General features: G+C 40.9%; 29 protein-coding genes. 9 read left to right on the top strand and 20 right to left on the bottom strand.

All coding sequences use genetic code 11. The annotated features are described in order from the left end of the window. Positions 1-298: 298 nt before the first annotated feature. A complete protein-coding gene (locus CWC17_RS02310) occupies positions 299-778 on the top strand; it encodes an RNA recognition motif domain-containing protein (RefSeq protein WP_055020366.1) in 480 nt (159 codons plus the stop codon). Here the strand turns inward: CWC17_RS02310 and murI are convergent. After that, a complete protein-coding gene (gene murI, locus CWC17_RS02305; RefSeq protein WP_138542504.1) occupies positions 741-1,538 on the bottom strand; it encodes a glutamate racemase in 798 nt (265 codons plus the stop codon). The two genes, CWC17_RS02310 and murI, sit on opposite strands and share 38 nt — an antisense overlap. Positions 1,539-1,603: 65 nt before the next feature. After that, the gene (locus CWC17_RS02300) at positions 1,604-2,743 is read right to left on the bottom strand and encodes a DUF5610 domain-containing protein (RefSeq protein WP_138611984.1); all 1,140 of its coding nucleotides are present in this window, start codon (positions 2,741-2,743) and stop codon (positions 1,604-1,606) included. A 165-nt stretch (positions 2,744-2,908) separates the two neighbouring features. Between CWC17_RS02300 and trmA the strand changes: the two genes are divergently transcribed. After that, positions 2,909-4,006, top strand: a complete 1,098-nt coding sequence (gene trmA, locus CWC17_RS02295) for a tRNA (uridine(54)-C5)-methyltransferase TrmA (protein WP_138542502.1) — start codon at positions 2,909-2,911, stop codon at positions 4,004-4,006. Positions 4,007-4,016: 10 nt separating this feature from the next. On the opposite strand, the gene CWC17_RS02290 is transcribed toward trmA, so the two are convergent. From CWC17_RS02290 to ccoG, 5 genes are read right to left on the bottom strand one after another with little or no spacing between them, the layout of a single operon-like run. Further along, positions 4,017-4,469 (bottom strand): 2-thiouracil desulfurase family protein, encoded by a 453-nt coding sequence (locus CWC17_RS02290; RefSeq protein ID WP_138542501.1) that lies wholly within the window; start codon positions 4,467-4,469, stop codon positions 4,017-4,019. A gap of 58 nt (positions 4,470-4,527) precedes the next feature. Beyond that, complete coding sequence (locus CWC17_RS02285; RefSeq protein WP_004588433.1) at positions 4,528-5,166, bottom strand: thiol:disulfide interchange protein DsbA/DsbL; 639 nt, start codon at positions 5,164-5,166, stop codon at positions 4,528-4,530. An 18-nt stretch (positions 5,167-5,184) separates the two neighbouring features. Beyond that, positions 5,185-5,808 (bottom strand): thiol:disulfide interchange protein DsbA/DsbL, encoded by a 624-nt coding sequence (locus CWC17_RS02280; protein WP_138542500.1) that lies wholly within the window; start codon positions 5,806-5,808, stop codon positions 5,185-5,187. A gap of 30 nt (positions 5,809-5,838) precedes the next feature. After that, positions 5,839-6,813 carry a serine/threonine protein kinase gene (locus CWC17_RS02275; protein WP_138542499.1) on the bottom strand — a complete coding sequence of 325 codons (975 nt, stop codon included), beginning with the start codon at positions 6,811-6,813 and terminating at the stop codon, positions 5,839-5,841. A gap of 47 nt (positions 6,814-6,860) precedes the next feature. Next, positions 6,861-8,291 carry a cytochrome c oxidase accessory protein CcoG gene (ccoG, locus tag CWC17_RS02270; protein WP_138542498.1) on the bottom strand — a complete coding sequence of 477 codons (1,431 nt, stop codon included), beginning with the start codon at positions 8,289-8,291 and terminating at the stop codon, positions 6,861-6,863. A 288-nt stretch (positions 8,292-8,579) separates the two neighbouring features. Between ccoG and CWC17_RS02265 the strand changes: the two genes are divergently transcribed. Next, entirely contained in the window at positions 8,580-8,939 is a 360-nt protein-coding gene (locus tag CWC17_RS02265; RefSeq protein ID WP_138542497.1) for a hypothetical protein, read from the top strand. Further along, the gene (locus CWC17_RS02260; RefSeq protein ID WP_055016773.1) at positions 8,939-9,145 is read left to right on the top strand and encodes a hypothetical protein; all 207 of its coding nucleotides are present in this window, start codon (positions 8,939-8,941) and stop codon (positions 9,143-9,145) included. Before CWC17_RS02265 ends, CWC17_RS02260 begins: the two co-directional genes overlap by 1 nt. Before the next feature lie 30 nt (positions 9,146-9,175). Here CWC17_RS02260 and CWC17_RS02255 read toward each other — a convergent pair whose 3' ends face one another. The 13 genes from CWC17_RS02255 to gspC all read right to left on the bottom strand — a co-directional run bounded on the left by CWC17_RS02255 (position 9,176) and on the right by gspC (position 21,173). Beyond that, on the bottom strand, positions 9,176-9,763 hold the full coding sequence (locus CWC17_RS02255) for a UPF0149 family protein (protein WP_055016772.1): 588 nt from the start codon (positions 9,761-9,763) through the stop codon (positions 9,176-9,178). An 18-nt stretch (positions 9,764-9,781) separates the two neighbouring features. Continuing rightward, positions 9,782-10,540 (bottom strand): type II secretion system protein N, encoded by a 759-nt coding sequence (locus CWC17_RS02250; RefSeq protein WP_138542495.1) that lies wholly within the window; start codon positions 10,538-10,540, stop codon positions 9,782-9,784. A 3-nt stretch (positions 10,541-10,543) separates the two neighbouring features. Further along, a complete protein-coding gene (locus CWC17_RS02245; protein ID WP_138542494.1) occupies positions 10,544-11,017 on the bottom strand; it encodes a type II secretion system protein M in 474 nt (157 codons plus the stop codon). After that, positions 11,014-12,222 (bottom strand): type II secretion system protein GspL, encoded by a 1,209-nt coding sequence (gene gspL, locus CWC17_RS02240; RefSeq protein WP_138611983.1) that lies wholly within the window; start codon positions 12,220-12,222, stop codon positions 11,014-11,016. Before gspL ends, CWC17_RS02245 begins: the two co-directional genes overlap by 4 nt. Further along, a complete protein-coding gene (gene gspK, locus CWC17_RS02235; RefSeq protein ID WP_138611982.1) occupies positions 12,219-13,205 on the bottom strand; it encodes a type II secretion system minor pseudopilin GspK in 987 nt (328 codons plus the stop codon). The genes gspL and gspK overlap by 4 nt, the downstream gene beginning before the upstream one ends. After that, entirely contained in the window at positions 13,205-13,825 is a 621-nt protein-coding gene (gene gspJ / locus CWC17_RS02230; RefSeq protein WP_138611981.1) for a type II secretion system minor pseudopilin GspJ, read from the bottom strand. Before gspJ ends, gspK begins: the two co-directional genes overlap by 1 nt. A 3-nt stretch (positions 13,826-13,828) precedes the next feature. After that, positions 13,829-14,200 (bottom strand): type II secretion system minor pseudopilin GspI, encoded by a 372-nt coding sequence (gene gspI / locus CWC17_RS02225; protein ID WP_138611980.1) that lies wholly within the window; start codon positions 14,198-14,200, stop codon positions 13,829-13,831. 2 nt (positions 14,201-14,202) lie between these two features. Further along, a complete protein-coding gene (gene gspH / locus CWC17_RS02220; RefSeq protein WP_004588446.1) occupies positions 14,203-14,787 on the bottom strand; it encodes a type II secretion system minor pseudopilin GspH in 585 nt (194 codons plus the stop codon). A gap of 50 nt (positions 14,788-14,837) precedes the next feature. After that, positions 14,838-15,260: a type II secretion system major pseudopilin GspG gene (gene gspG, locus CWC17_RS02215; RefSeq protein ID WP_138611979.1), complete on the bottom strand. Its 423-nt coding sequence runs from the start codon at positions 15,258-15,260 to the stop codon at positions 14,838-14,840. 79 nt (positions 15,261-15,339) lie between these two features. Then, positions 15,340-16,575 carry a type II secretion system inner membrane protein GspF gene (gspF, locus tag CWC17_RS02210; RefSeq protein WP_138542487.1) on the bottom strand — a complete coding sequence of 412 codons (1,236 nt, stop codon included), beginning with the start codon at positions 16,573-16,575 and terminating at the stop codon, positions 15,340-15,342. A gap of 2 nt (positions 16,576-16,577) precedes the next feature. Next, positions 16,578-18,146: a type II secretion system ATPase GspE gene (gspE, locus tag CWC17_RS02205; protein ID WP_138542486.1), complete on the bottom strand. Its 1,569-nt coding sequence runs from the start codon at positions 18,144-18,146 to the stop codon at positions 16,578-16,580. Beyond that, on the bottom strand, positions 18,139-20,208 hold the full coding sequence (gspD, locus tag CWC17_RS02200) for a type II secretion system secretin GspD (protein WP_138611978.1): 2,070 nt from the start codon (positions 20,206-20,208) through the stop codon (positions 18,139-18,141). Before gspD ends, gspE begins: the two co-directional genes overlap by 8 nt. Positions 20,209-20,231: 23 nt before the next feature. Next, entirely contained in the window at positions 20,232-21,173 is a 942-nt protein-coding gene (gene gspC / locus CWC17_RS02195) for a type II secretion system protein GspC (RefSeq protein WP_138611977.1), read from the bottom strand. Positions 21,174-21,386: 213 nt separating this feature from the next. Between gspC and hslR the strand changes: the two genes are divergently transcribed. From hslR to CWC17_RS19715, 5 genes are all read left to right on the top strand, one after another. Beyond that, positions 21,387-21,809 carry a ribosome-associated heat shock protein Hsp15 gene (hslR, locus tag CWC17_RS02190; RefSeq protein WP_138542484.1) on the top strand — a complete coding sequence of 141 codons (423 nt, stop codon included), beginning with the start codon at positions 21,387-21,389 and terminating at the stop codon, positions 21,807-21,809. 12 nt (positions 21,810-21,821) lie between these two features. Further along, positions 21,822-22,667, top strand: a complete 846-nt coding sequence (gene hslO / locus CWC17_RS02185; RefSeq protein WP_138542483.1) for an Hsp33 family molecular chaperone HslO — start codon at positions 21,822-21,824, stop codon at positions 22,665-22,667. Between the two features lie 261 nt (positions 22,668-22,928). After that, positions 22,929-24,467 (top strand): phosphoenolpyruvate carboxykinase, encoded by a 1,539-nt coding sequence (locus tag CWC17_RS02180; RefSeq protein WP_138611976.1) that lies wholly within the window; start codon positions 22,929-22,931, stop codon positions 24,465-24,467. Between the two features lie 175 nt (positions 24,468-24,642). Further along, positions 24,643-25,143: a PepSY domain-containing protein gene (locus CWC17_RS19720; RefSeq protein ID WP_283956909.1), complete on the top strand. Its 501-nt coding sequence runs from the start codon at positions 24,643-24,645 to the stop codon at positions 25,141-25,143. Between the two features lie 112 nt (positions 25,144-25,255). Continuing rightward, positions 25,256-25,645, top strand: coding sequence for a PepSY-associated transmembrane domain-containing protein (locus CWC17_RS19715; protein ID WP_283956908.1), 390 nt, complete (start codon positions 25,256-25,258; stop codon positions 25,643-25,645). The last annotated feature ends 432 nt before the right edge of the window (positions 25,646-26,077 follow it).

The raw sequence follows: 26,077 nt of genomic DNA, 5'->3' as shown, positions 1-26,077 counted from the left end.
TACTTAACTCTCTGAGCAGCTCGTGCCTCGCTATGCGTTGGCGTTCCCCGTCTCAGTGGGGTCGCATTATAGGGAGATCCGAAAACAGATCAACCCTTTTTTTAGATCTTTTTACTGTTCGAACAAAAATAAAGCAAAACAGCGTAAAACTAGCTAAATCACCGGCTAAGATGATGCTTTTTTATACTGATTTTTATTATTTAATATAAATTTCATTGCTATGTTCGTTTAAGACGTTAAGATAGCAAGTTCACAATGTTAAATTAATGTTTATTTCCTGTTTATTGGTAGATCTAAAATGAAATTACCCGATCAAAAATCTTTTATCTTCTCTGTTATTCTTGCTGTAGTTGGTTTTGTTATTGTTGAGTTTGCTTTAGGCAGCTTAGCTTTAAGCCCAGCATTGCTATTTGGTGCTGGTTTATTAATTGGTGGGATTGCTATTGCTGCAATGTCATCGGAAGGTGGTGAAGAAGCTGAAGTAAAAACAAAAACACTTTATGTTGGTAATCTTCCTTATCGTGCAAATGAAGGGGTTGTTCGCGCTTTGTTTGAAGAACAAGGTAAAGTTTTCAACGTGCGCCTATTAAAGGATAAGAATACTGGCAAACGTCGTGGCTTTGGTTTTGTTGAAATGGCGCAGGCAGATGCAGACAATGCAATTGCTAAGTTAAACGATAGTGAGTTTCAACAGCGTACTTTAAAAGTGCGTGAGGCGAAACAAAAACAAGAAGATGATTCTAGCTCTTTACGCACTGGGACGGATCAATCAGTGTAACGTGCTTTATAGCTAGCTTATTACTCAAAACATTAGCCGTTGCATAATATTGCAGCGGCTTTTTTTTGTCTGTAAATTTATTTCCAAAGTTATGCTGATCTAATAGATAGTTTACTCTGCTGGCAATGGCCGCGCCTGAATCGAGTAATTGCACTGAGTTATTAAAGTGCGCTTGTAGAGCGTTGCTAAGGATTGGAAAATGTGTGCAACCTAGTACAAGTACATCAATATCTGAGTTAATGCGCAAACGCGTAAGCTCTTTATGTAGTTTGAATGTATCTAGTTTTTGAGAAAAAAATAGCTGCTCTGCCAATGCCACCAACTCAACACTGCTATATAAACTCACTGTTACCTTACTGGCATGCTCTTTTATTAGTGTATGAGTATAGTGGCTTGCCACTGTGGCAGGGGTTGCTAATAAGCCGATGTGCTTTGTGCGGGTTTCTTCAGCAGCAGGTTTTATTGCCGGCACTACGCCGACTATAGGTATTGATGTAATTTTGCGTACTTCACTTAAGGCTGATGTAGAAGCTGTATTGCAAGCTATAACAATAAGATCGACACCAAGCGCATTTTGCTCAATAAAATAAATGAGTGAGCATAAGCGGCCTATAATAGTTTGCTGAGTTTGCGCGCCATAAGGGAGTAATGCATTATCCATAAAGTAGCTGTACTGTGCATTTGGAATACGCTTTTGAATATGCTCAAGCACAGTGGTGCCACCTATACCTGAATCAAATACCATTATGTGGGCTGACAAACTTTGGTTCCTACTGTTTACTAAGAACGGCAGTTTGCCATGAGGTTTTTATAAAAGAAAGCAGTTTAGCTTTGCTCAGACTTTAGTGCGTCGAGTGACTCGCCCGCTGAATTCAATTGGTTTAGGTTTTCAAACATTGCTTGGGTGTAATCAACGAGCTGATCGACCGCTGCTTGATCTCGGTTTAGCCACTCTATAATACCGGCAAGCTGATCTTGTAGGCCTAGTTGCGATGCTTTATTAAATGCATTTTTTAGATCGTCATTAAAAGGTGCGATCGCATCGGCTACCTCTTTTGTTGGGTTTGGCTGATATTGCTCATAACTTTTAACGGTAGCAACTGTTTTTGTTTGGCGAAGATCCATTGAAAATGCAACAAGTTGCTCACTGCCTAAGCTCAGCTCTTGTGCTTTTTCAAACGCTTCATCTAAGTCACCACTAAAGAATGTTTTACTTACACCTTGTAGCTCTTCCATCATGGCATTAATAGCATTTTGCTCTTGTTCGTTTAAATCACCATTAACTGACATTGAAAAAGACAGCTCACGAGATTGCGACGATGAACTGGCAAACGATTCGCTGTTATTACTTTGCTGATACCCGCTCGCTGTTTGCGACTCATATGCATCAGCAAAGCTAATACTGACTTCATCACCTTCGGCTGTTGTAAACTTATACTCGGCGTTACTGCTCATACTTACATATTGTGCTTGGCTTACGCTTACACTGGCCGGTTGTGGATTAAATAGAGTTTGCTCAAACTCATCAAGCCCCTCAAAAATGCCTTCTTTTGACTTATCGATGCCCTCTTGCATTTCTTCGTTAAATACACCGGTGCCTTTTAGTTCATCAACCGCTTCGTCTATACCGGTTTGAACTCCAGTGCGCGCATCGTCTAACATATTTTTTAATTTATCGTCATCGGCTCCATTGGCTTTGGCTTTATTAACTGCGCCCGAGACAAAGTCGAGTACATTTTTTACTATTTCATCAAAATCGAATAAAGGTTTATCGGCTTGTTTTTGCTCAACAGGTAAACCTAGCTGCTCTGCCATTTTGTCGCCAAGCACTTTTGCAGCAAGTTCTCTGCCTCGCTGTAATGAACTTTCTTGCGGAGATTGGATTGTTGGCTGCTGTAGCGCCTCTTTATTATTGAATTTGTTTACGTTGTTGTTTGGCGTATAGCCATAATTACCGATTTTCATGATCCACCTCCGTTACAAACTTAGCTTATTATCGGCTAATAGTGATAAAACTAAAGTGTATGTTTAAAAAAACAGCAACTTTATTATCAGCAAAACTAGACAAATACTGCTCGCTCCCTACAATAGCGCCGATAAATAGATCTCATAGATAAGGTAGTAGCATTAATGGCAGTGATTAAAATAGATACCACACAGTACGATACGCAGCTAACTGAGAAAGAGCAGCGTATTACGTCGCAATTTAAGCGATTTGGTGTGCAAGCGTTAGAGGTGTTTAGCTCTGAGCCAATTAACTACCGCCAACGTGCTGAATTTAGAGTATGGCACGATGGGGATGATCTATTTCATATTATGTTTGATCAGGCCACGAAAGAAAAAATTCGCGTCGACACCTTTGACCCTGCAGCGCCATTAGTTGGTGAAGTTATGCAGGTGATGATTGATAATTTAAAGTCATGTGAAGTATTACGTCGTAAGCTGTTTCAAATCGATTACTTATCGTCATTAAGTGGCGAAATTTTAGTAAGCTTGCTTTATCACAAACCACTCGATGATCAGTGGCTAACTGAAATAAAAGCCCTGAAAGAAAAACTGAGCAGTAAGTACAATATTGACTTTATCGGTCGTGCGCGCAAACAAAAAGAAGTACTAGGCAATGATTTTGTTACTGAGCGTTTAACCGTAAACGGCCAGGAGCTTATTTATCAACAAGTAGAAAATAGCTTTACGCAACCTAACGCTAAAGTGAATATAAAAATGCTGGAGTGGGCACAAGACTTATGTAAACCACTTAGAAATGACCTACTGGAGCTTTACTGTGGTAATGGTAATTTCTCTATCGCATTAGCGGGTTCATTTAATCGCGTATTAGCTACTGAAATATCTAAGTCTTCTGTGCATTCAGCGCAATACAACATTGCTAAAAATAAAGTAGATAACTTAGATATAATTCGCATGTCGAGTGAAGAGTTTACCCAGGCAATGAATGGTGAACGTACCTTTTCGCGTTTAGAGGGGATAGATTTAAAAAGTTACGATTGCCAAACTATTTTAGTCGACCCTCCACGTGCAGGTATGGATACCCTTACATGTGACTTAGTGGCCAACTACGAGAACATTATTTATATATCGTGCAACCCAGACACACTTGAGCGCGATTTAGATCATTTAACCCGCACTCATCATGTTAAGCGCTTTGCGATATTTGATCAGTTCCCTTATACGCATCACATAGAATCGGGTGTTTTCTTACAAAGAAAATAGTGAGTTAATATTATAATGCCAGCACCTTTATAAGTGCTGGTATTTGATTTTCACTAAACACTTCAATTTGATGCTCCATCAGCAACTTAGCAGTCATACCCATGCCCTGTACTTTTACCCCACTATGGCTACCATCATAAATTGTATTTCTACCACACGAAGGGCTCGACTCTTTAAGTAAAGCAAAACGAATTGCATGCTCATTACATAAGTCTAGGGCTTTAGCTGCACCTGATTTAAATTCTTTAGTTACATCCTCATAAGTGCTCGTTACTACTCTGCCTTGTTTTATCTCTGCTGATGCTCTAGGGGTTGGCAATCCACCAGCCACCTCAGGACAAAACATAACTAACCTATTTTCTTTACGCCATACATTAATTTGCGGGTGTAATAATGCTTGGCTTTTACCATCGTATCGAACAGGTAAGCCAAATAAACAACTCGATATTAATATTTTTTCCATTACTATATCCCTATAAACAAAAAAGCTCCTTACGGAGCTTTTTTGGTTTTAGCAAATCTTACTTGTTCGCTAAATAGTTAATTAATTTACTAATATCTTCTGGCGCAGTAATACCAGACTCACGGCCTAGGTTTAATTTGTATTTACCATTTACGATAAAGGTTGGTACGCCACGTAGCGCGCCTTTTTCTTTAAAGTAATTTTGGTCACGCTTCATTTTAGAGCTTAATGTACGTACCGAAAAACTTTTGTATAGTTTATCAAACTTATCGCCATCAACGCCCTGCGCTACAAACACATCTTTTACATCTGCAAGCTCGTTAAATTTAGCGCGCTTAGTGTGGATATGATTAAAAATAGCCGCAACAATTTTATCTTTTTGTGGAAGTACTTCCGCGGTGGCTAACGCTTGGCTCATCATTTGTTGGTTTTCTGGATCGCGAACACCGACAAAATCAACATGGCTCTTTTTAAATTTAACGTCTTTGTCTAGCTTTGGCTTAAACTCACCAATTAATGCTTCCATGTTATTACAAGCAGGGCAATAAAATGAGAAAAACTCTTTTACCTCTGGCTTTTTAGTGGCGCGCTCTGCAACCACATCGTAATGCACGCCTTCTTCATAAGTGGCAGCTACACTGCTAGCAGCCATAGGCAGTAGTAATGCAAGTAAACCTGCTTTAACTAATTTGATCATTGTTATTGTTCTCCGAGATTAAAGTGTCAATAAAAACGCAACTAACTCATTCAGTTCTTGCTGGTTATTAATGGTGTTAATGTTTATTTTATATTTATCGTTTACGATAAAGGTAGGCACACCAGTTAGCGCACCTAGTTTTGAATATTTATTTTGTTTGTCTTGCATTGCGCGCTCAGCTGAAATAATTGGCATGCTGGCAATGTCTTGATCAAACGTTGCACTATCGATACCGTTAACTTCAAGTAATTTTTTAACGTCTTTCATTTGCGTTAAAGGTGCGCGCTGTACATGAATACTTTTAAAAATTTGGTCGCTGATACTTTGTGCTTGACCGTGCTTTTTAGCGATTAAGTAGGCGTAGCTTAAGTTGCTTTGTGCCTGTGGTGATACGCCACCTAAAAAATTAACGTGGTTTTTTATAAATTCAGTGCCCGCAGGTAGGCTTTTTTCAATTGCCTTTGCAACAGGCTCAAATTTAAAACAATGCGGACAGTAAAACGAGAAAAATTCGGTTACTTGCGGCTCTGCGCTTTTTTCTACATCAATAACAGTATATTGGTTATCGGCTTCAAACTGTGCAGCAAAGGCTGCAAATGGTAAGCATAAAAGTAATAGGCTCAGTTTCAATTTTTTAAGCATTGGTATCTCGTGTACTTTTTAAATAAAATTTTATGGCAATAACTTCAGCGGGGCTTCTTGCAATGCGGCAAGTTGCTCTTTGAGCGCTAAAATTTGTTGCTCCCAGTATTTGTCTTCAGCAAACCATGAAAAGTTCCGTACGAACGCCGGATCACTCCATCGTTTAGCCACCCAACCCATATAGTGAATAATACGCATTGCACGAAGCGGTTCAATTAATTTGAGTTGAGCGTGGTCAAAATCACAAAACTCTTCATACGCATTTACAAGGGTGTCTAACTGTAACAGCTGTGTTTGACGATCGCCACTGAGCATCATCCATAAATCTTGAATGGCCGGCCCTTGGCGAGCGTCATCTAAATCAACAAACATAAGTGCTTCGCCTGCCCATAAAATATTACCTGCGTGGCAATCACCATGTAAGCGTATCGTTTGCACATTTTTATACTGAGCTTGCGCTTGCTCAATAACCAAGTCCAATATGGTGTAAAAAGCCGTGCTGATCCCCATAGGTACCAAATTACTTTTTTGCAGATGAACTTTAGCTGTATGCAAATATTCTTCGCAGCTAAACGTGGGTCTGTGCTCAAATGCTTTGCTTTTAGCTACTTGATGCATACGCCCAATTAAACGACCCATTACATCAAGCTGATCTAAGTTATCCACCTCAAACTGCCGCCCGCCTACACTTGGAAATAACACAAATACATAACCTTTGTGCTCAAATAAGCTTTCTCCGTTGTGCTTAATGGGTGCAACAACGGGTACTTCAGCCTCGGCAAGCTCGTATGCAAAGTCATGCTCTTCTTGTATTTGCGCTTTGCTCCAGCGCTCAGGTCGGTAAAACTTAACAACGTAGCGCAGGCCATCTTCCGCCTTAAATTGGTAGACTCTGTTTTCGTAGCTATTAAGTGCTAATAAACCTGACTCTGCATATACACCAACGCTTTCTATCGCATCGAGAATTAAGTCGGGCGTTAAATCTTCAAAACTAAATTTACTCATGGGCTTCTTAATGTAAAAAGCGGGTTACCCCGCTTTTGTTAGTGTGTTTATCGCGCTTTAAAAAAATTACTCGGTTGCGATATGCTTTCATCGGGGTCATTAACCGGTGAAAGTACAAAGTTAAACTCCGTCATTGGCGCTTTTAAATCATACGGGTCCATCACAAGTGACAGTGGCACATTATGCGATTGCCCTGCTTGCACTGTAAATGTTTGTTTGCCAATGTACTTAAAGTTTTCAAGGCCTTGAACATCAATATTAAAGGTTTGCTCGTACTGCGCCTTGTTGATTACTTTTAATGTATAGGTGTTTTCTACCAAGCCATTAAAGTCAACACGATACAGTTGGTTACGGTCTCGTATTATGTCAAAGTCCATAGGCTTTCTAAATGCAATGTTAGCCACCAGCGCACTGGTAAGCACCACCAGAATGACCGTGTAACCTATGATTTTAGCTCGCAGTGGGTTGGTTTTATTTTCAGGTGTTTCGAGATTACGCTCTGTAGTATAAGAAATAAGACCACGCGGATAATTCATTTTATCCATTACACCATCGCAGGCATCAATACATGCACCACAGTTAATACACTCGGCTTGCAAACCATTACGAATATCTATCCCTGTAGGGCACACCTGCACACATAAGTTACAGTCTATACAGTCGCCCATTTCTAAATCTTCGTGGGCAATTTTACGCGAACGTGGGCCTCGGCTTTCGCCGCGTTTTTCATCGTACGTTACGGTGTAAGTGTCTTTATCAAACATAGCCGATTGAAAACGCGAATAGGGGCAAATGTGTAAACACATAATTTCACGCATCCACCCTGCGTTAGCGTAGGTACACGCGGCAAAGAAAACAATACTTACCAGCGCGTAGCCACCTACATTAAAAGTAACAAAGTCAGGGAGTAATTCACGGATAGGCGTAAAGTATCCGACAAACGAAATCGCCGTATATAAGGCAAATAAAACCCAACTGGTGTGCTTTGATGTTTTTCGCCAAAACTTATCAAAGTCCATCGGGCGTTGATCTAGCTTTTTACGCTGATTCGCTGTGCCTTCAAACTTTTCTTCAAACCAAATAAATATAAAGGTCCATACCGTTTGCGGGCAGGTATAGCCACACCATACTCTTCCATAAAAGGTAGTAACCAAAAAGAGTGCAAACGCGGCCAACATAAATATAAAGGCTAATATAGTGAAATCTTGCGGCCACAGCGTTAGCCCAAAAATATTGTACTTTTGACCTACTAAATCAAATAAAACAGCTTGCTGGCCATTAAAATTTATCCAAGGCAAAAGCATAAAAGCAAGCATGCCTAATAAACCTATACGCTGTCTAAGTAACTGATGAAGCCCTTTTACTGCGCGAACATAAATTCGGTTACGTGGATTAAACCTGTCGTCTTGACGGCTTAAATCCGGTTGTTGGATTTTAACCTCTGCAGGTATATTCTTTACTTTAATTTGCTTGTCCATCGAAGTTCCTCAACGCCGCTTGGAAATAAAAACGTAGCAATATGTGCGTATTCTATACAGTAACTGTAGTTCGTTAATGGTAAGTGTGATTAGTTTAAATAATCAGCTGTTTGAATACTTTCAGATATTTCAGAAATATCTAACTGCTGTTGGCTATTATAACAATGCTGGCTAAAATTACAGGTATAGATTGCTAATAATTTATTCATCTCAGTTACTTGCTTTTAAAATGCAGTTTATTACACTGCTTGCTAAAATTACCCCATTAAGATCAAGGTTTACGCATTTATGAAAAAATTTATTATATTGGTCATTTTGATCCTTGCGTTTTTTACTATTGATCACCCATTAGTTAAAGAGCCCCGTGAAAAGCTATTAGGTGAAGGTGTGGGTTTTTTAAGTGATGCGAGCAAAATAAACCGTAGCCCTGCAGCCAATATGGCTAAAAACCGTATTAGCAGTGCATTAAAGCTATCTGAGTCTGAGAACGAATATATTGAAAAAACCTTTACCACTGATGATTCAGTGCAGTTATTTCATTTACGTTATTGCCGCGAGCGTGACTTAAATTTATATTTTTACGAAGAGCGTTTAAATACAGTGTGTAAAATTGTATCGGATGCATTAGATCAAAAGAGAGCTAAGTAGTGGATTTTTCGCAACTAAACAAAAAAGCGAGTGACTCTTTTCAGAAACAGCGCACAATACTTAAAAAGCTATCGCAAGGAAAAACCTTGTACTGTGAGCAGTGCGGCGAGGTGTTAACACTCGATTTAGCCACCAATGAACCGGGTAAAGGTGTTGTTAAGTGTAAAAAAGGCTGCACTGATATTATTTTAGAACTTGGCGCTTAATTATCCTAAGCGCCGTTTAATACCTAAAGGCTACTCTTCCCACCCTTCATCTGTAATCAGCCCACTGTTTATGGCCACCACCTCAATTAGCTCGGCAAAACCTAATGCAAAGTCGCCCATTGATTCGTACTGATACTGATATAAGGCTTCGAGTGTCATGTTGTTTTGCTGCGCAATTTGCACTCTTGTTTGCTCATCAACAGCAAAAAAGCTAAGCGTACTTAGCGCACTCTCTAGTGCTTCTTTGTACTGAGGCTCTAACGCAGGAGCTGTTAATAGAGGTTGTGCGTATTCTTGAGTAGCACGTAAAAAACCTTCACTCCAGGCTTGGGTATACTCAAGGTCAAAATCAGCGGGTAACTTGTAACCGGTTTCAAATACTTGCTCACTAATTTGATGGTACAACGCCATAAATAAAAACAGTATTTCTTCGTCTAAATCGTTAGCCGTATTAGGCACGATATGCGCTAACCACTGGTGAACTTCTAATGGGCTTGGCGAGCAAATAACCCCAAATAGATAGCCTTGGCTTTGTGTTAATGACATAGCCTGAGGTTGTGTACTCAAAAATGCACTTAATTGCTGTGCGTGTTGTTCGTTAAACTGTGGTAATTGCATTAAATCTCTTTTGTTACATTAAAAATTAAGTGGGTAGCGGCCCTGTGCATCAGGGCGGCCTAAAAACTTAACCGCGTCGTGCACATCTTTGGGTAAGCTGGCATCAGGTTTAACATAGCCTGCTACTTTAAAGTCAAAGTTAGCTTTAAGTGTTGCGTCGGCTTCAAGGCCTAAGGTGTTATCTGGGTCGACCAAAATGGCTATATCGCCCGACTTACAGCTTAACATGCCACTCAGTGGCCCAATATTAAACCAGCCATTAAAGCCTTTAACATCTATATTTGGGCTGGCAATCTCGCCTTTTAATGACTCACAATAAGGCACACCTGAGGTGTACTCATTCAGCTCTAAAATGACACGACCTTTGGCGGTAGCCGGTATAGGTAATGCAATACGTTGCATGGCACGCTCTACGGTCGAGCGAATTATACCATCGGTAACGGTAACCACATTATTAAATAGTCCGTAATTCACATCAGCATAGCCCGAAATATCGCTACGCTCACGCGGGTTACCAAATTTTAAGTTAGCATTTAAATTGCCAGTAAATAACTGCAAGCCAGCAATATCCCAGCGAACATTATTTAGCTGTTCGTCTTGATAGCGCACCTGCATCATTTGACCTTGCCACACAGTCCCTACGGTTTGGCCTATTTCAAGCTGCTTTGGTAGGTACGGCTTAGCTAGGTCTAACGCAATGGCCGCTGGTAATTTCATTATGCAAAACACAATAAAGCTAATAAAAAATACCACTGATAATATTATTATTTTTTTCATTCATTACTTCTCTAGTACTAAGCGACTTACACGTACAAACCCTGATTTATCATCTTTGCTTAAATCCAGGTTCTCTACTCTTAAGCCATGCTGATTAACCAGTTCATCTAACCATTCTATTAATTGATTAAACTCTACCGAATCAAGCGTTAAACGTAACGAGTTATCGTTAGGCTGCATTTTACTAATAGTAATACGGTAGCGACTACGCGTTGAATTAACCACTTGGCTAATGTTTTGATTGCTAATTGCCTGCGTGTTACCCGCCGCTTTTAACTTTACTATGCTTTGATCAACCCATACGAGCAGCTCTTGTTGAGTGACATACGACTTTTTGGCTTTATCTATGGCGTTATTTAAAGGTCTAAAAATGCCCATTACTAAAACAAAAACAACAAATATACCACCAGCAACCATAATCAATTGCTGCTCTTGCTCTTTTAATGAGCGCCAGTATTGCATTATCTGCTTTTTCATACTGCACCTCGCAGTTTTATTTCGCCTACTACAAAGTCGCCATCGTTATTTAACGACCCTTGTTCAACCGTTAATCCTTGTTGCTCCAGTATACTTTTTACTTTACCAAACGTTTGAAAATCTTTTGCGCGTGCGCGTATTCGCAGCTCATTACGGCCCTTATCGTAACGTAGGGTTTCTGGCGTAAATTCGCTTATTTGCGAAAATACGCCAACTAATTCGCTGGTCAAATCTAAAAACCCGGCTTCACTTTCGCCATTAATGGTTTTAAGCGCGCCCCTGATTTGGCTTTTAATTAAGTTAGGACGTACTTTAGTTCCTGGGAATGCTTTTTGGTATCTATCTACCACCTGGGCTTTAGCAAGCTCAACACGCGAGTTAAGTTGATTTAGTTCAATCAGCTTTATTGCAATGGTAGCAAATAAAGCAACACCGGTAATAATGGCTGCGCCCTTCCAATAACCCCACCACAGTGCACTTTTCTTTTTAAGCTGGTACATACCTTGACGTAAATTAAATTTAACGCTGGTAAGTTGTTTGGCAAATAAGGCCAATGGTAAATCGTAGTCACTTGTTTGAGCAATAAGGTTAATACTTTCAGGAAACTGATTAGCTGGGCTATAGTGCTTTACGCTCGGCTCACCAAGCGCACTTAAGTAATCCCTTAGCCAGCTATTTTCAACAGCACTAATATGCCAATCGCCTCTTTTAAATAACCACTGATTATTAAGCTCTATGGCGGTTAATGTATCATCCTCGCTGGTAGGCAGTAGCAGAGCATCAGGTAAAATGGTGTATACCGCCAAATTATGCTCTGAAAATAAAGCAAGCCAAGCCTCAAACCACGCGCGATCAGTTAGGGCAACTTTAATTGCATGCTGCTCATTAATCATGGTGGGCTCGCCAATTGCGACAAATAGCTCGTCTATATCGCACGCAATATCTTCTTCAAGCATGTATGGCAACGCTTGCTCTAACTTACGATTCCATTTAGTTGGCAACGCCACTGTTTTAAGCTGCACCTGATCGCTAGGCAGTAATATCACTACCTCGCGGGTTTGCGCTTTTTCACTTAGCTCACTTAAACGGCTTGCATCGGTTAATTCCCCACTGGCAATTATTTCTTGTTCTTGTGGTGAATAAATTAACCAATTTAATTTATCTTGCTCTGTTTGACCCGTGCGGATCAGCAGTATTTCTGTCACTGTACGCCTCCAAATTTTCGCGCCAGTATCGTTACTTCGCCATTTTTGGCATGAAGTAATGTGGTCATCGAAAAACGCAAATCGACAAATGTCGCCTGCGTTTGTAATTTAAAATATTCGCTGTTAATACTAAATAACTCTTTAACCGAATCTAAATTTGTACCGCCTTGCTGCTGTACCTCGGAAAAAAATTCATCTACGCTATCAAATCCGGTTTCAGGACGCGCTGCTATAACCGCCTCCGCGCCTGATAACGATAATTCGTCAATCATGGCACTTAAAATAAGTGCTTGTTCGGGAAGTAACGTATTGACGTTAATCGATAATAAGGGAGACCCCGGGATAACACACACAAAAGGTAATACCTTTTCCATTACTAGCGGATTAAAACCTTTTACCAAACGCAGCTCAGAAGGTGATGCAAATAAACTATTTGCGCTCATATAAGGGTAATCCCGAGATAAATACTCGTCTTCTTCAGCGCCTGAACGATAGGTAATGCTGTTTTCATCAAGCCAGTCAAATACACTGTCTGCCATTGCTTCTTCGCTTTCCTCGGCAGGTAAATCTTCAATGTTTTCTAATAATGCAAACAGTGCTTTATGGGCAGGGTTGGTTTTGCTCGTAGAGTTTGGATCTGGCGCTTCCCCTAATGCATTTAGATTTAAACACGCTTGTAGGTCAGTAATTTTACCGCTTAGCGTGCCGTTATCTACAGGGTATTGAGTGTCGCCTTGCGTGGCCCAAACCTGATCTAATGAGGTTTTGTCAGGATCATCGTCTTTACTTAACTTTAGTGCCTTTATCGCCAGCTCTTCAGCACCGTAAGCATACCACTTTGCTTGCTGATGACCTTGCAGGTTAGTGCTTTTTTGAACCTGCACCATTAAATTAGCACTCATTTCTACAGCTAATATCGCGGCCAGTGCAACAATAAACAGCACAATAACTAATGCGGCACCGCGAGTTTTGTGCTTATTCATTAATTACTCTCCCCGCTGTTTTTGCCCTGCCCGGGTACTAAAAAAACACGACGAATAGGCTCTGCCTCAATTTGCTGCAAAGTAACTGCAACCGCTTTAGGTAACGCTTTTATTTGCCATTGCTCTTGCCATTCGTTGTTGGCATCTAAGAATTCAAATTTAAGCTCTTCAATACCCTTTAAAACAACTTGTACCCGCGGCTCCATATTATCAAGCTGATCTACATACACTCTGTATACACGTTCTAAATTGTCATCAAGTACTCTATACCCTACAGCTTGTAACTCAGAACGAGGCAGCAAATTAATCGGGTTTACCCAGCCATCGCGTACAAACGCAATACCATCGTATTGGCTTTCTAATAAATAACGCCCTGCTAGTAAGTATTGCGCTTGTGCATCACCGGCTTCATTACGTACAGTGCGCTGGGTCATTTGGCTAAAGTCTTGATCCATTAACCTAAATGCGGTTTGTAGGCCGTTAAGCTCCGCTATTTTTTCATCAGAGGCTTCTTTTGCTTTGGTGGTTGAGTCTAAAATTTGGTGAGTCGCCATAATCACCACCGCTAAAATAGCCATAGCAACTAATACTTCGATTAATGTAAATCCGCGCTGCTTCACTTATTAGCTGCCTTTATTTAAATAAGTTGAAAGCTCGTACACCGATTGCTCATATTTTTCATCGCTAAAAACATTTATGGTCACTTTTACAAAGCTTTTGTCTGCTGTTTTTGCTATTTCTTGCTTCCAAAACCACTCAACGCCCGCCATTACTTCGCTGCCACGCGCGCCATTTTTAGCCTGCCAATCTTTACCTTTGCTACGCTGCTCCACGAGCACATTTTCTGCCACCCACGATGCATACGTTTGCTCTTCAAGTGTGGTTAAATGATTTATATGCTCGCCGGTTGCTTGCATAGCCGCAATCCCAGCCATAGCACAAATACTTAACGCCACAAGCACTTCGAGTAAGGTAAAGCCTTTATTTAGCCTCATTATTATGGCTCTTTTCGCAAATTAACAGGGGCCGTAAATTCCCCTTCAATGTAATACACAGGCTCACTTTGCTCTTTTAATTCAACAATAAGCTGAAAGGCGCTAACCTCACCAGATGATAAAATAAGGACTTGCGGTATTTTTAGTTTTTCAAGCTCTAATAAGCTATCGTCATCGCCGCCGCTCATTAGCTCACGCCAATTAGCTTGCTCAAGTAAGTTCTCTTGTGACCAGGCTAAATCTTCTAAATTGAGCGTGAGTTTTAGCCGTTCATCAAGCTCAATGGGTTTGTAAAGGTCTTCGCGGTCAAAGGTAATCCATTTTTCGCCATCAAATACTAAAAACTCAAGGGTGTTTTCCTCAACCATTAAGCCAAGTTCTATTTGATTTAAAATAGCAAATTCAGAGGCCATGTTAATGGTGGTATGCAGCCTAAGCGCTTGAGTATCAAGCTCATCTTCGGCGCCACCTTCTAAGCTGTATACCACCATTTTGGTCGCAAATGCGATAATAGTCAGTACCACTAAAATTTCTATTAAGCTAAACCCACGATGGTGGGCGCGCATACGATTAAGGCTTACTTGCATAGTAAGCCTCGTGCAATCGTATTTAACCGTACTGCTTGGTTAAGTCGCATTTATTGCTCGTCTTCGTTCCAGTTGCCAATATCATCATCGGTACCAGCTTCGCCATCGGGTCCCATTGAAAAAATATCAAACTTGCCAATTTCGCCTGGGCTAATTAGCTGGTAAGCGTTACCCCATGGGTCTTCTGGTAATTCATTAATAAAGCCACCGTCGGGGAAACGCTTAGGTACTGGTTCAATGCTGGTTTTATTTACCAGTGCTTCAAGGCCTTGCTCTGTGCTCGGGTAGCTCTTATTTTTTAGCTTGTATAAGCTCATTGCATCTTCAAGCTGTTGAATATCTAAATGTGCTTTATCGATAGCAGCTTCTTCTTGTTGGCCCATAATATTAGGCGCCACAATTGACATAATCATCCCGATAATAACCAATACCACCATTACTTCGAGTAAAGAAAAACCTGATTGTTTATTCACGTAAATACCTCATTTTCCAAAAACATAATTTAATTTGGCATCATCTAAGTAAATATTCACTTAGCTAACCCCTTAAAGCTTAAAGTCCTACTGCTTTATTCATTGCCATTATTGGCTGTAAAATAGCCATTACTATAAACAAAACAATCACTGCCATAGAGGCAATCATTGCTGGCTCTAATAATTTTAATGATACGTTTACCATGCTTTCAAACTCACGGTCTTGGTTATTAGCCGCGCGCTCTAACATTTGTTCTAACTCACCTGATTTTTCACCGCTGGCGATCATGTGTAGCATCATCGGTGGAAATAATTTAGTTTGCTGTAAGGCCGCTCTCAGGCTTGCACCTTCACTGACTCTATCGGCAGCATCGGCCACCGACTTTTTCATTTTTTCATTGGCTAATACACCACCCGAAATACGCATTCCTTCAAGTAGTGGCACTGAGCTTGACGATAAAATACTGAGTGTACGAGCAAAACGCGCTGTATTAATACCCCGCGCTACTTTACCAAAACCAGGCATGTGCAGAACGCGGTCGTCCCACCAAAAGCGAATTTTAGGTTGTTTAAGTGCATGTTTAATGCCTACTGCCAGCGCAGTAATGACTAACAAACTTATAAACCAATAATTTTGTACAAAGTGACTGCCTGCCATAACCCATTCGGTCGTCCAAGGCAGTACTTGCTTCGTTTTTTCGAAGGTTTTTAAAATTTTGGGTACCACAGTACCGAGCAACACCGACACAATACCAATAGCAAAAATAACCAAAATGGTGGGGTAAACCATGGCTTGAGTAATTTGGCTGCGCATGTGTTGACGTTGTTCGGTGTAATCGGCCAGGCGATTTAATACTTGGTCAAGGTGCCCTGATTTTTCACCTGCGGCTACCATTGCTCGGTATAAATCATCAAATACATGAGGAAATTCACTCATACCATCGGCCAGAGTGTAACCCTCTACCACCTTGGAACGTACCGACATAAGCATACGTTTTAAGCGAGGCTTTTCACATTGCTCTGCCACCGCCATTACGGCCCCTTCAACAGGTAACGCCGATTGAATGAGGGTAGCAAGCTGGCGCGTAATAAGGGCTAAATCGGAGGTCGATACGCTGGGTTTGAAAAAACGACTTAATAACGGCGTTTTTGCGCCACTAACTTGTTTTTCCCCTTCTGCAGCAGGGACAACTTCAAGCGGCGTAAGTTTTTTTTCGCGCAGCGCTTGGCGAATTTGCTTCGCTGTATCGGCTTCTAAAATGCCTTTTTGCTCTTTCCCTCGGCCATCAAGGGCACGGTATTCAAACGCCGCCATGGTTAGGCTTCCTCACGGGTAACGCGTAGAATTTCTTCAAGGGTTGTTTTGCCTGCCAGTACCCGGCTGCAGCCATCTTGGCGTATGCTTGGGCTTTTTTGGCGAATGTATTTTTCAACACTTTGCTCGCCTTTGCCACTGTGTATCATTTCGCGTATTTCTTCATCAACCACCAGTAATTCATGAATACCAGTACGGCCACGGTAACCATTAAAGTTACACTCTTCACACCCTACTGCGCGGTAAATTGTAGGTGCGCTATCAAAAGGGACACCTAGTAGCTCACATTCACGTTCATCAGCAGTGTGACCTTCTTTACAGCTATTACATAAAGTACGTACCAAGCGCTGCGACAGCACGCCTAACAATGACGATGAAAGTAAGAATGGTTCTACCCCCATGTCTTCCATACGGGTAATTGCGCCCGAGGCGGTATTGGTATGAAGTGTAGACATCACTAAGTGACCTGTAAGTGATGCTTGCACGCCAATTTGCGCGGTTTCAAGGTCACGTATTTCACCAACCATAACTACATCGGGATCCTGACGTAATATTGCGCGAAGCCCGCGGGCGAAGGTCATGTCTACTTTGGTATTTACTTGTGTTTGGCCAATCCCCGGAATTTCGTACTCTATTGGGTCTTCTACCGTTAAAATATTGCGATCGCGAGAGTTTATTTGGCTCATACCGGCGTACAAAGTGGTACTTTTACCAGACCCCGTTGGGCCAGTAACCAAAATAATACCGTGTGGTTTACTAATTAAATCAGCAAACAACTCTCGGTTTTGCGGCGTCATGCCTAAATCTTCAAGGTTTAAGCGGGCATTATTTTTATCAAGTAAACGCAGTACTACACGCTCACCAAAGCTAGATGGCATAGTAGATACACGCACATCTACTGCACGCCCTGCAATACGCAGGCTGATACGGCCATCTTGCGGAATACGTTTTTCTGCTATATCTAGTTTCGCCATTACCTTAATACGCGATACTAATAACGAGGCAAGCTTACGATTAGGTTTAAGCACTTCTTTTAATACGCCATCAACCCTAAAGCGAATCACAAGCTCTTGCTCAAAGGTTTCGATATGTATATCGGATGCACCTTCTTTAATTGCTTCGCTTAACATGGCGTTGATTAGCTTGATGATAGGCGCATCATCATCGCCGGCTAATAAATCTTCGGTTTGTGGGAGCTCATCGGCAAGGGAGAATAAATCAACCTCGTTACCAATATCTTCCATCATTTGTTGTGTTTCAGAGCTATCGCGCTGATACGCAGCCTCTAATAGTAACTCAAATTTATCGTCAGCTAATTGCTCGAGAGTAAAGCCGTTTCCTGCAATACGACGCACTTCTAACAATACTTCAACATCTAGCTCGCCGCGGTAATACACAACTTGCTGTTCATTATTTTTACTAAGCAGTACACCCGCTCTGCGCGCATAGGAAAAAGGTAAACGTTTTGGAGGTAACTCAACTAAGTCGTTACTTGTCAGTAACTCCTCAGATCGCGGTTCATCACTGCGATGAACCACTTCTTCGTTTATTTGTTCTATTGCGCTAGTCATCTTCACGCTCTGCACGTTCTTTAGAGCTTAATGCTTTTAAGTGCTCTTCATAAGTTGGTGGCAAAATAAGCTCATCATCCCACGATGGAAGTAAAGGAACATCTGAATTTGGCATCAGTTCTATACCATCTTCTTTTTCTTTAATTTGCTCGCCACGGATAAAGTTGTACTTATTAAAGCTTAACTTGTTCATATTAACGCCATCACGAATAATAGTTGGGCGAATAAATACAATAAGATTACGCTTACGTTTGGTGGTATTCGTTGACTTAAATAAGTGACCCAAAATTGGAATATCACCTAAAATTGGCACCTTAGACACACTTTCTTGTACGTCTTCATCAATTAGGCCGCCTAACACAACCATACCACCATCATCAGCCATAACGGTTGTGGTAATGGCGCGTTTATTAACAGAAATATCAACAGCGGTTGCACCACTTACACTTGATACTTCTTGTTCAATTAATAATTGTACTGCTGAGCCATCATTAATTTGTGGGGTTACTTTTAATTTTACACCTACTTCTTGGCGTTCAATGGTCTGAAATGGGTTGTCGTTATTACTACCTGTTTGCGAACCAGTAATAATGGGCACTTCTTGACCCACTATCATCGATGCTTCTTCGTTATCCATGGTGGTAATAGAAGGCGTAGCTAAAATATTTGAGTTGGTATCGGTTGAAACAGCTTGAATAATGGCACCCCAGTCGTTTTTAACTAAACCAAATGCTAAGCCATTTACGCCACTTAGTAATGAAGCAAGTGCAGTGTAGTCACCCTCGGTCGTTTCATCATAGCTGGTAACATTACCGGTTTCTGTACCTATTATGGTTTGTGTGGTTGTGGTGTCTTGCGCTTGAATACCGGCAACCGCTAATGAGCCTACCGGTACCGTTGAGCCATTGTTAAACTGCAGCATACCGCCATCTTCTGAAATCCATTGCGTACCTAAGTTAACGCCATCTGATTCCATTACTTCAACAATGATGGCCTCTACAAGTACTTGCGCGCGGCGAATGTCGAGCCTATCAATTACGGTCTCTAATGAACGCATGGTATCGGGCTGAGCGGTAATAACTAACGAGTTTGAATCTGGATGTGCTTCAATACTGGCATCGTTTTTATTGTTTGTACGAGTTTTACTTGTGCCTTGACCATCTTCTGCAAGCGTTTTACTTACCCCTTGTAGTACTTTTACTAAATCTTCTGCTTTGGCGTAGTTTAAGTAAAATACTTTGGTATTGCCTTGGCTTTCAAGTTCGCCATCTAGTCGCTTAATTAGTTCTATAGCACGGGTACGGGCTTGCCCTTCACCGCTTACAATTACGCTATTTGTACGGCCATCCGCAACCACCTTAGGAATTAAAAATTCTGGTACGCTGCCTTTGCCGCTGTCTTTGTAAATATTTTCAACAACAGAAACCACATCATCTGCCGTTGCGTATTTAAGCTTAACAATATCTACACGCTTATCACCGGCTTGATCTACCGAGCGAATAATTTCCACTAAGCGGTTAACCGAAGCAGCATGCCCCGTTAGCATCATGACGTTTGCAGCATTAAAGTTTGCTACATGGCCACCGTCTTTTTGATCGCTAAACTGGCGCACTAATGGACCAAGTTCTTGAACACTTACATTTTTAACCCGTACCACACGGGTGATCATCATATCGCCCGATGCAGCGCTGTTTTCGGTAATTAGCGGTACATTTGATTTTTTAGCGTCAGAGCTTTTTTCAATTTTAATAATACCGTTGTCCATTTCTACTGCTGAGTAGCCATACACTTCAAGTACATTTAAGAAAAATTGGTAGTACAGCGCTTCATCCATTAACTCATAACTACGTACGTTTACTTTACCGCGCACATTTGGGTCAATGATCACTGTTTTATTAAGGTTTTTACCAACAATGTTTATAAACTCGTTGATATCTGTGCCTTTAAAGTTTGCAGCATATTCAACAGCTGAAACCGACAACGAAATACTGGCTGCTAAAAAAAGCGCTGCGTACTTAGCTAACCCTTTTTTAATTTTTTTGAGGTGTAGCACCTGAACCATTATGTTAAAACTCCAAAGCTAAGTTATTGCAGGCTAAATTGCACATCGATTTGCTCACCGTCACGTTCTATCGTGATTGTAGCGTCGCTAGTGTTGCGCAGCTCATTAATAGCTGCCATTGCCTGTTGTAAATCTGTTAATTGGTAACCGTTTATAGCCACGGCTAAATCATTATTTTGTAAACCCATTTGCTTAAACAATGCTGGCTCTTTACCGGGGCTTAAACGATAGCCAATTAATTCACCATCACGCATTGCTTGTGAAACACGAATATAATCAAATAACTTTCCAGGCTCACTTAGTAGCTCTTCTCGTGTTTCTTTTATTGCTTCTTTTATATCAGGGTCAGCGGTTGCGTTAATTTGCAACTCGCTTTGCTTTAACTTTTGTGGTCCCATATCTTGTTCTTCACGGGCTGCTAGCACAGGCATAGACACTTTTTTTGTAAAGTCTAGACCATCTAGCATTAGCGTTTCAAATCGCCCATTTACACTTAAAATAACGCGATCGGGGAGTATTTGTGCAACTTTTGCACGTGTTCCTTGCACAACTTCTTCAACAAGATAACTTACTTGGCGCCCCTGTGATTCGATAATAGCTACACCTGCTTTATCGTCATTACTCACCGCAACAATGCCAGTTAAGTTAATGCTCAAGCGTGTTTCTGGCGCATTATTAATTACTTCGTTTTGCTGTGCAGTATTAGTTTCATTTGTTACAGTTTTTTTACCAAACAAAAATTGCTCTATAATGCTTTGCACAGAAGTCGCACTTGAAGCCTTTGTTTGGTTTGAATAATGTAAAGGTGAAAGCGGTGATGCGATGGGTTGAGGCCAAACTAGCCATACTAGCTTTGAGAATAAATAAGCAAGATAAACAACAACTAACAGCGTAACTACTGCGCTTAATTTAGCATGGGGTAGCCGTGTTAAAAATTGTTTAAGCTGTTGAATTTGCTGTTCCATAATAATGTTCTTATTTTAATTTACTGCATAAGCGCGTACCCATAGTACCCTTTCATTTTTCATTCAACAAGCACACTAATATTAAACTTTGTAAACAGATTAATATGGCAATGTAATGTTGACTAAAAAAACAGCACGCGCCGTCATACCTTCATCCTACGATGATTTCATGATAAATTTTACGATATATAAATAGTCGATTGAAGAAGCCTAATGAGTAAAAAAAATAATACCAATGCCGACTCAGACCACAGTAGTGAGCCAAAAGTTCGCTTAGATAAGTGGTTGTGGGCCGCGCGCTTTTACAAAACCCGTGCGCTTGCGCGCGAAATGGTACAAGGCGGCAAAGTACATTATAATGGACAACGTACTAAAGCGAGTAAAATTGTGGAGGTTGGCGCGACCATAAAACTTACTCAGGGCGTTGATGAAAAGCTTATCAAGGTTCTTAAAGTGCTTGAAAAACGCCAAAGCGCCCCCATTGCACAGACCTTGTATCAAGAAACTGACGCAAGTATTGCAAAACGCGAAGAAAACGCCATCGCACGCAAAAACAACAGTTTCTTTGCTCCACATCCGGATAAAAAGCCAGATAAAAAGCAAAGGCGCGAACTTTTAAAAATGAAATCAAGTTAGGTATAGCCGCTCATGCAACAAGATTTACTTCACCGTTATTTATTCGACAAACTCGATGTTCGTGGCGAACTCGTTCAAATTGAACACGCCTACAACGAGATGATAGCTAATCATAATTACCCTGAGCCAGTTAAAGCATTATTAGGTGAATTACTCGTTGCAACGTGTTTGTTGACTGCAACTTTAAAATTTGAAGGTGAAATAGCCGTTCAGTTACAAGGCGATGGCCCTGTTAAATACGCTGTTATTAACGGTGATGATAAGCAAAACATGCGTGGTATTGCCCGCATGCAAAGCGAGGTTAGCGGCTCAACAGTTAAAGAGCTTGTAGGCAAAGGCTACATGGTAATTACGATTACCCCAACTAAAGGGGAGCGTTACCAAGGCATAGTTCCTCTTGAGCACGATACATTAAGTGAGTGTATCGAAAGCTACTTTGAGCAATCAGAACAGTTAAAAACTCGACTATGGTTTGCAACTAATACAAGCGAAGGTAAAGCGAAAGCGTGTGGCTTGTTTTTACAAGTACTGCCAGTAGATAAACAAAAGTCAATAGATGACTTTACCCACTTAGAAGCTCTGAGCGATACAATAAAACCCGAAGAACTATTAGAACTAGATGCTAATACGGTTTTAACACGCTTGTACCACGAAGATAATCCACGCGTGTTTGACCCGCAAGCTATTACATTTAAATGTGGCTGCAGCCGAGATAAAACTATCGCCGCGTTAGTAAATGTAGGTCAGCAAGAGTTACTTGACGACGTTGCTGAAAATGGCACAGTGAATATTAGCTGCCACTACTGCTTAAAAGAATATATATTTGACGAGCAAGATATTAAAAATATTTTTAATTAGACTCCCACTTCATAGTTAAACATAAAGCCGCAAAATATGCGGTTTTATATTATAAAATGATGATACCGGTGTCATGAATTTTGTTAATTTACTGACACCGGTATCATTGAAATTATTCATGTTTTTTAGCAAATATATGTGTTTTTAGGGCCTTTACAGGCTCGAATATCTCAAATCCTTCTGTTACTATAATTTCAGCTTAAGGGAACTAAGAACCCAGAGCTATCCCGTTCAAACTCTCACACATAGTTAGGTATAAACATGACTACAAGCGCAACACGTTTTGTCGATTTAACCGCAGCTGAACTTGTCGAGCACGCGATTCGTCGTGGCGAAGGGACACTAGCCGCAAATGGAGCCTTTGTTGCAATTACAGGCAAGCGTACTGGTCGCTCGCCAAAAGACCGTTTTATTGTAAAAGAAGCAACAACACAAGATGATATCCAATGGGGTAATGTAAACCGCCCATTCGATGCAGACAAATTTGACGCTTTATGGGCTCGCGTAGAAGCACATGTGCAAAGTAATGACCACTTCACCTCTCACCTAGAAGTTGGCGCAGATCCTGAGCACTATCTACCTGTCGTTGTTACTACAGAAACAGCGTGGCACCATATTTTTGCTAAAAACATGTTTATTGAGCCTAAAAACTATAATGCATCTGATTTACCCCAATGGCAGGTAATGAATGTACCTTCGTTTGTATGTGATCCACAGCGTGATGGCACCAACAGCGACGGTACAGTTATTATTAACTTTGCTCAACGCAAAGTGTTACTTGCCGGTATGCGTTATGCCGGTGAAATGAAAAAATCGATGTTCTCCGTTCAAAACTTTCTTCTCCCTGCTAAAGGTGTATTACCTATGCATTGCTCAGCTAATGTTGGCGAAGCAGGTGATACAGCATTGTTCTTTGGCTTATCAGGCACTGGTAAAACGACTTTATCAGCCGATCCTACACGCTTTTTAATTGGTGACGACGAACACGGTTGGGCACCAGGAAGCGTATTTAATATCGAAGGCGGCTGTTACGCTAAATGTATCGACCTCTCACAAAAAAATGAGCCAGTGATTTGGAATGCTATTCGCTTTGGTACAATTTTAGAAAATGTTGTATTGGATGAAACGCGCACACCTAACTTTAATGATACAAGCTTAACGCAAAATAGCCGTGCTGCTTACCCCCTAGAGCACGTAGAAAAGCGAAAAGTAGAAAACCGTGCTGGCGAGCCTAAAGCTGTTGTATTTTTAACCTGTGATGTAAGCGGTGTTTTACCACCGGTTTCAGTGCTTAGCGAAGAAGCCGCTGCTTTTCACTTTTTAAGTGGTTACACGGCTAAAGTAGGCTCAACAGAGATTGGCTCAACTAGCGATATAGAATCTACATTCTCAACGTGTTTTGGCGCCCCTTTCTTCCCTCGCCCTGCAGGTGTATACGCAGAACTACTAATGAAGCGTGTACGCGAATTTGGCGCAAAGGTTTACCTTGTAAATACAGGGTGGACTGGCGGCCCATACGGAACCGGTAAACGTTTTGACATCCCCACTACTCGCGCAGTTATTGATGCAATTGTATCTGGTAAGCTTGCCAATGTTGAGACTCAGCATATCGATGTATTAAACCTAGACGTACCAATGGAAGTTCCTGGTGTAGATAGCAAGCTACTTAACCCAATTAATACATGGGAAGATAAAGCAAAATATAATGAATATGCAGCAAAACTTGCAGCTGACTTCACTGAAAACTTTGCTAAATACGATGTCTCAGATGATATAAAAAATGCAGGCCCAAAAGCATAATTAATTACCGAGCCTGATTTAAACGCCAGCTTATAAAGCTGGCGTTTTTGTTTGCCACGCTAATTTTATTGCTGCGACATTTTGTCGCAGTTCTTTTCAATTAAACAAAGATACAATACGTACTCCCTATACTGCATACTTTTAGTGGTTACTCTTTTATGCCTTTTAATGGTTCATGGCGAAAATAACAAGACATGTACATTTATATCTAGGCACCTATTGGAGGTTTACTCGAGTCATCGCCCTAACTGGTTCTATACTCGTTTATTACCCCGATCTAAATGAAAATATAAGTAATTTAAGTACAGAAACAGCGAAGCCTTTAAACTGGGATACCGCATATCAAACGTTAAAAACTCACTACCCAGATAAACAAGACTCGTGGCGTTTAGAAACCAGCAAAGATAAACATTGTATCCCCGCAAGATATTACAACCAAAAAAAAACCGTGGAGCACGCTTTTGCACCGCTAATGGTTTGGCTGAGCCTTGATGGCAAACATATATTACGTGAGGAAGTATGGGGTAACTACTTTGTTACCTGGATTTATAACGTGCACTTTTCGTTACTTGCAGGCAACACTGGAACAATCGTTATCGGCTATGTAGTAATAGGTAGCCTTATACTCCTCATATCAGGCCTATACGCTTGGAGGCCTAAAAAAAGACTGGGCTAAGGCATTTCAGTTTAAAGCGCGCAGATCTTCACTGGGCTTGTTGTATGACTGACATAAGCTACTTGGTTTAACTTTTGATCTGCCTTTAATCCTCTTAACAGCAACCGGTATAATGCTGGCAATACCCAAACAAACCGATCCTTTAATAACAGCCCTTCTTGGAAATATAGACAAATCTAATAGCGCAACCGTAAAATCAAAGAATAGTATTTCTTCATCAGCAGCACTTAGTACAGCACAAAAGGCCATGCCAAATACACGCCTTACATGGGTAGAACCCCCGTCAAATCACAATGCGGTATGTCGTTTTAGGTTCAAAACCAAAAGCGATCCCTCTTATCGCTTTCCTCACAGTTTTGTACAAGTAAATGCAAACACAGGAGAGCTCATAAGTGTTTTTAATATAGATAAGATGAGCGTTGCCAGTAAATTTAAAAAATGGTTGCATCCGCCACACAATGGCAGCATAGGCGATCAACCTTTACGAATTCTATGGGTTTAATCAGGTGTCGCCACCGCTTTGCTATTTGCCCTTGGCCTTTTTAGGTGGCTTATTAAAACTAAACGATTTAAGTAAATTATAAGCTAATTACAAAGCTTATTTAATATATTAAACGAGCTTTTCAAAGCCTAAACCTACTTGTGTAGCTAGCTAGGACCGAACTTACGAAACGTAATTCAATGAAAAGCTATATAGATAGTCTAACTAAGTTATAGCTAATACCAAGCCACATAATTAGGTAATCTATTTAAAGGATGGAAAAACGTATTAAGGGCTGAATATTACTTTTCTGCAGACGTAAAAAAGCCCGACTATTACTAGTCGGGCTTTCTTGTATTTGGAGCCTGGCAATGTCCTACTTTCACATAGCAAATGCTACACTATCATCGGCGCTGTTTCGTTTCACTACTGAGTTCGGCATGGGGTCAGTTT

The organism is Pseudoalteromonas sp. S3785 (assembly GCF_005887365.1).
Lineage (GTDB): Bacteria > Pseudomonadota > Gammaproteobacteria > Enterobacterales > Alteromonadaceae > Pseudoalteromonas.
The sequence above is the reverse complement of the archived record's forward strand: the minus strand, read 5'-3'. Positions and strand labels throughout refer to the sequence as shown.

Excerpts from the sequence above, each read along its gene's own strand:
- CWC17_RS02250 (WP_138542495.1), bottom strand. The coding sequence starts at position 10,540 with ATGAAAAAAATAATAATATTATCAGTGGTATTTTTTATTAGCTTTATT.
- CWC17_RS02255 (WP_055016772.1), bottom strand. The coding sequence starts at position 9,763 with ATGCAATTACCACAGTTTAACGAACAACACGCACAGCAATTAAGTGCA.
- gspD (WP_138611978.1), bottom strand. The coding sequence starts at position 20,208 with ATGGTTCAGGTGCTACACCTCAAAAAAATTAAAAAAGGGTTAGCTAAG.
- CWC17_RS02280 (WP_138542500.1), bottom strand. The coding sequence starts at position 5,808 with ATGCTTAAAAAATTGAAACTGAGCCTATTACTTTTATGCTTACCATTT.
- CWC17_RS02300 (WP_138611984.1), bottom strand. The coding sequence starts at position 2,743 with ATGAAAATCGGTAATTATGGCTATACGCCAAACAACAACGTAAACAAA.
- CWC17_RS19715 (WP_283956908.1), top strand. The coding sequence starts at position 25,256 with ATGCTGGCAATACCCAAACAAACCGATCCTTTAATAACAGCCCTTCTT.
- hslR (WP_138542484.1), top strand. The coding sequence starts at position 21,387 with ATGAGTAAAAAAAATAATACCAATGCCGACTCAGACCACAGTAGTGAG.
- gspK (WP_138611982.1), bottom strand. The coding sequence starts at position 13,205 with ATGAATAAGCACAAAACTCGCGGTGCCGCATTAGTTATTGTGCTGTTT.
- hslO (WP_138542483.1), top strand. The coding sequence starts at position 21,822 with ATGCAACAAGATTTACTTCACCGTTATTTATTCGACAAACTCGATGTT.
- gspF (WP_138542487.1), bottom strand. The coding sequence starts at position 16,575 with ATGGCGGCGTTTGAATACCGTGCCCTTGATGGCCGAGGGAAAGAGCAA.
- CWC17_RS19720 (WP_283956909.1), top strand. The coding sequence starts at position 24,643 with ATGGCGAAAATAACAAGACATGTACATTTATATCTAGGCACCTATTGG.
- gspC (WP_138611977.1), bottom strand. The coding sequence starts at position 21,173 with ATGGAACAGCAAATTCAACAGCTTAAACAATTTTTAACACGGCTACCC.
- trmA (WP_138542502.1), top strand. The coding sequence starts at position 2,909 with ATGGCAGTGATTAAAATAGATACCACACAGTACGATACGCAGCTAACT.
- ccoG (WP_138542498.1), bottom strand. The coding sequence starts at position 8,291 with ATGGACAAGCAAATTAAAGTAAAGAATATACCTGCAGAGGTTAAAATC.
- CWC17_RS02290 (WP_138542501.1), bottom strand. The coding sequence starts at position 4,469 with ATGGAAAAAATATTAATATCGAGTTGTTTATTTGGCTTACCTGTTCGA.
- gspE (WP_138542486.1), bottom strand. The coding sequence starts at position 18,146 with ATGACTAGCGCAATAGAACAAATAAACGAAGAAGTGGTTCATCGCAGT.
- gspH (WP_004588446.1), bottom strand. The coding sequence starts at position 14,787 with ATGCAAGTAAGCCTTAATCGTATGCGCGCCCACCATCGTGGGTTTAGC.
- CWC17_RS02285 (WP_004588433.1), bottom strand. The coding sequence starts at position 5,166 with ATGATCAAATTAGTTAAAGCAGGTTTACTTGCATTACTACTGCCTATG.
- CWC17_RS02245 (WP_138542494.1), bottom strand. The coding sequence starts at position 11,017 with ATGAAAAAGCAGATAATGCAATACTGGCGCTCATTAAAAGAGCAAGAG.
- CWC17_RS02265 (WP_138542497.1), top strand. The coding sequence starts at position 8,580 with ATGAAAAAATTTATTATATTGGTCATTTTGATCCTTGCGTTTTTTACT.
- CWC17_RS02275 (WP_138542499.1), bottom strand. The coding sequence starts at position 6,813 with ATGAGTAAATTTAGTTTTGAAGATTTAACGCCCGACTTAATTCTCGAT.
- CWC17_RS02310 (WP_055020366.1), top strand. The coding sequence starts at position 299 with ATGAAATTACCCGATCAAAAATCTTTTATCTTCTCTGTTATTCTTGCT.
- gspI (WP_138611980.1), bottom strand. The coding sequence starts at position 14,200 with ATGAGGCTAAATAAAGGCTTTACCTTACTCGAAGTGCTTGTGGCGTTA.
- CWC17_RS02180 (WP_138611976.1), top strand. The coding sequence starts at position 22,929 with ATGACTACAAGCGCAACACGTTTTGTCGATTTAACCGCAGCTGAACTT.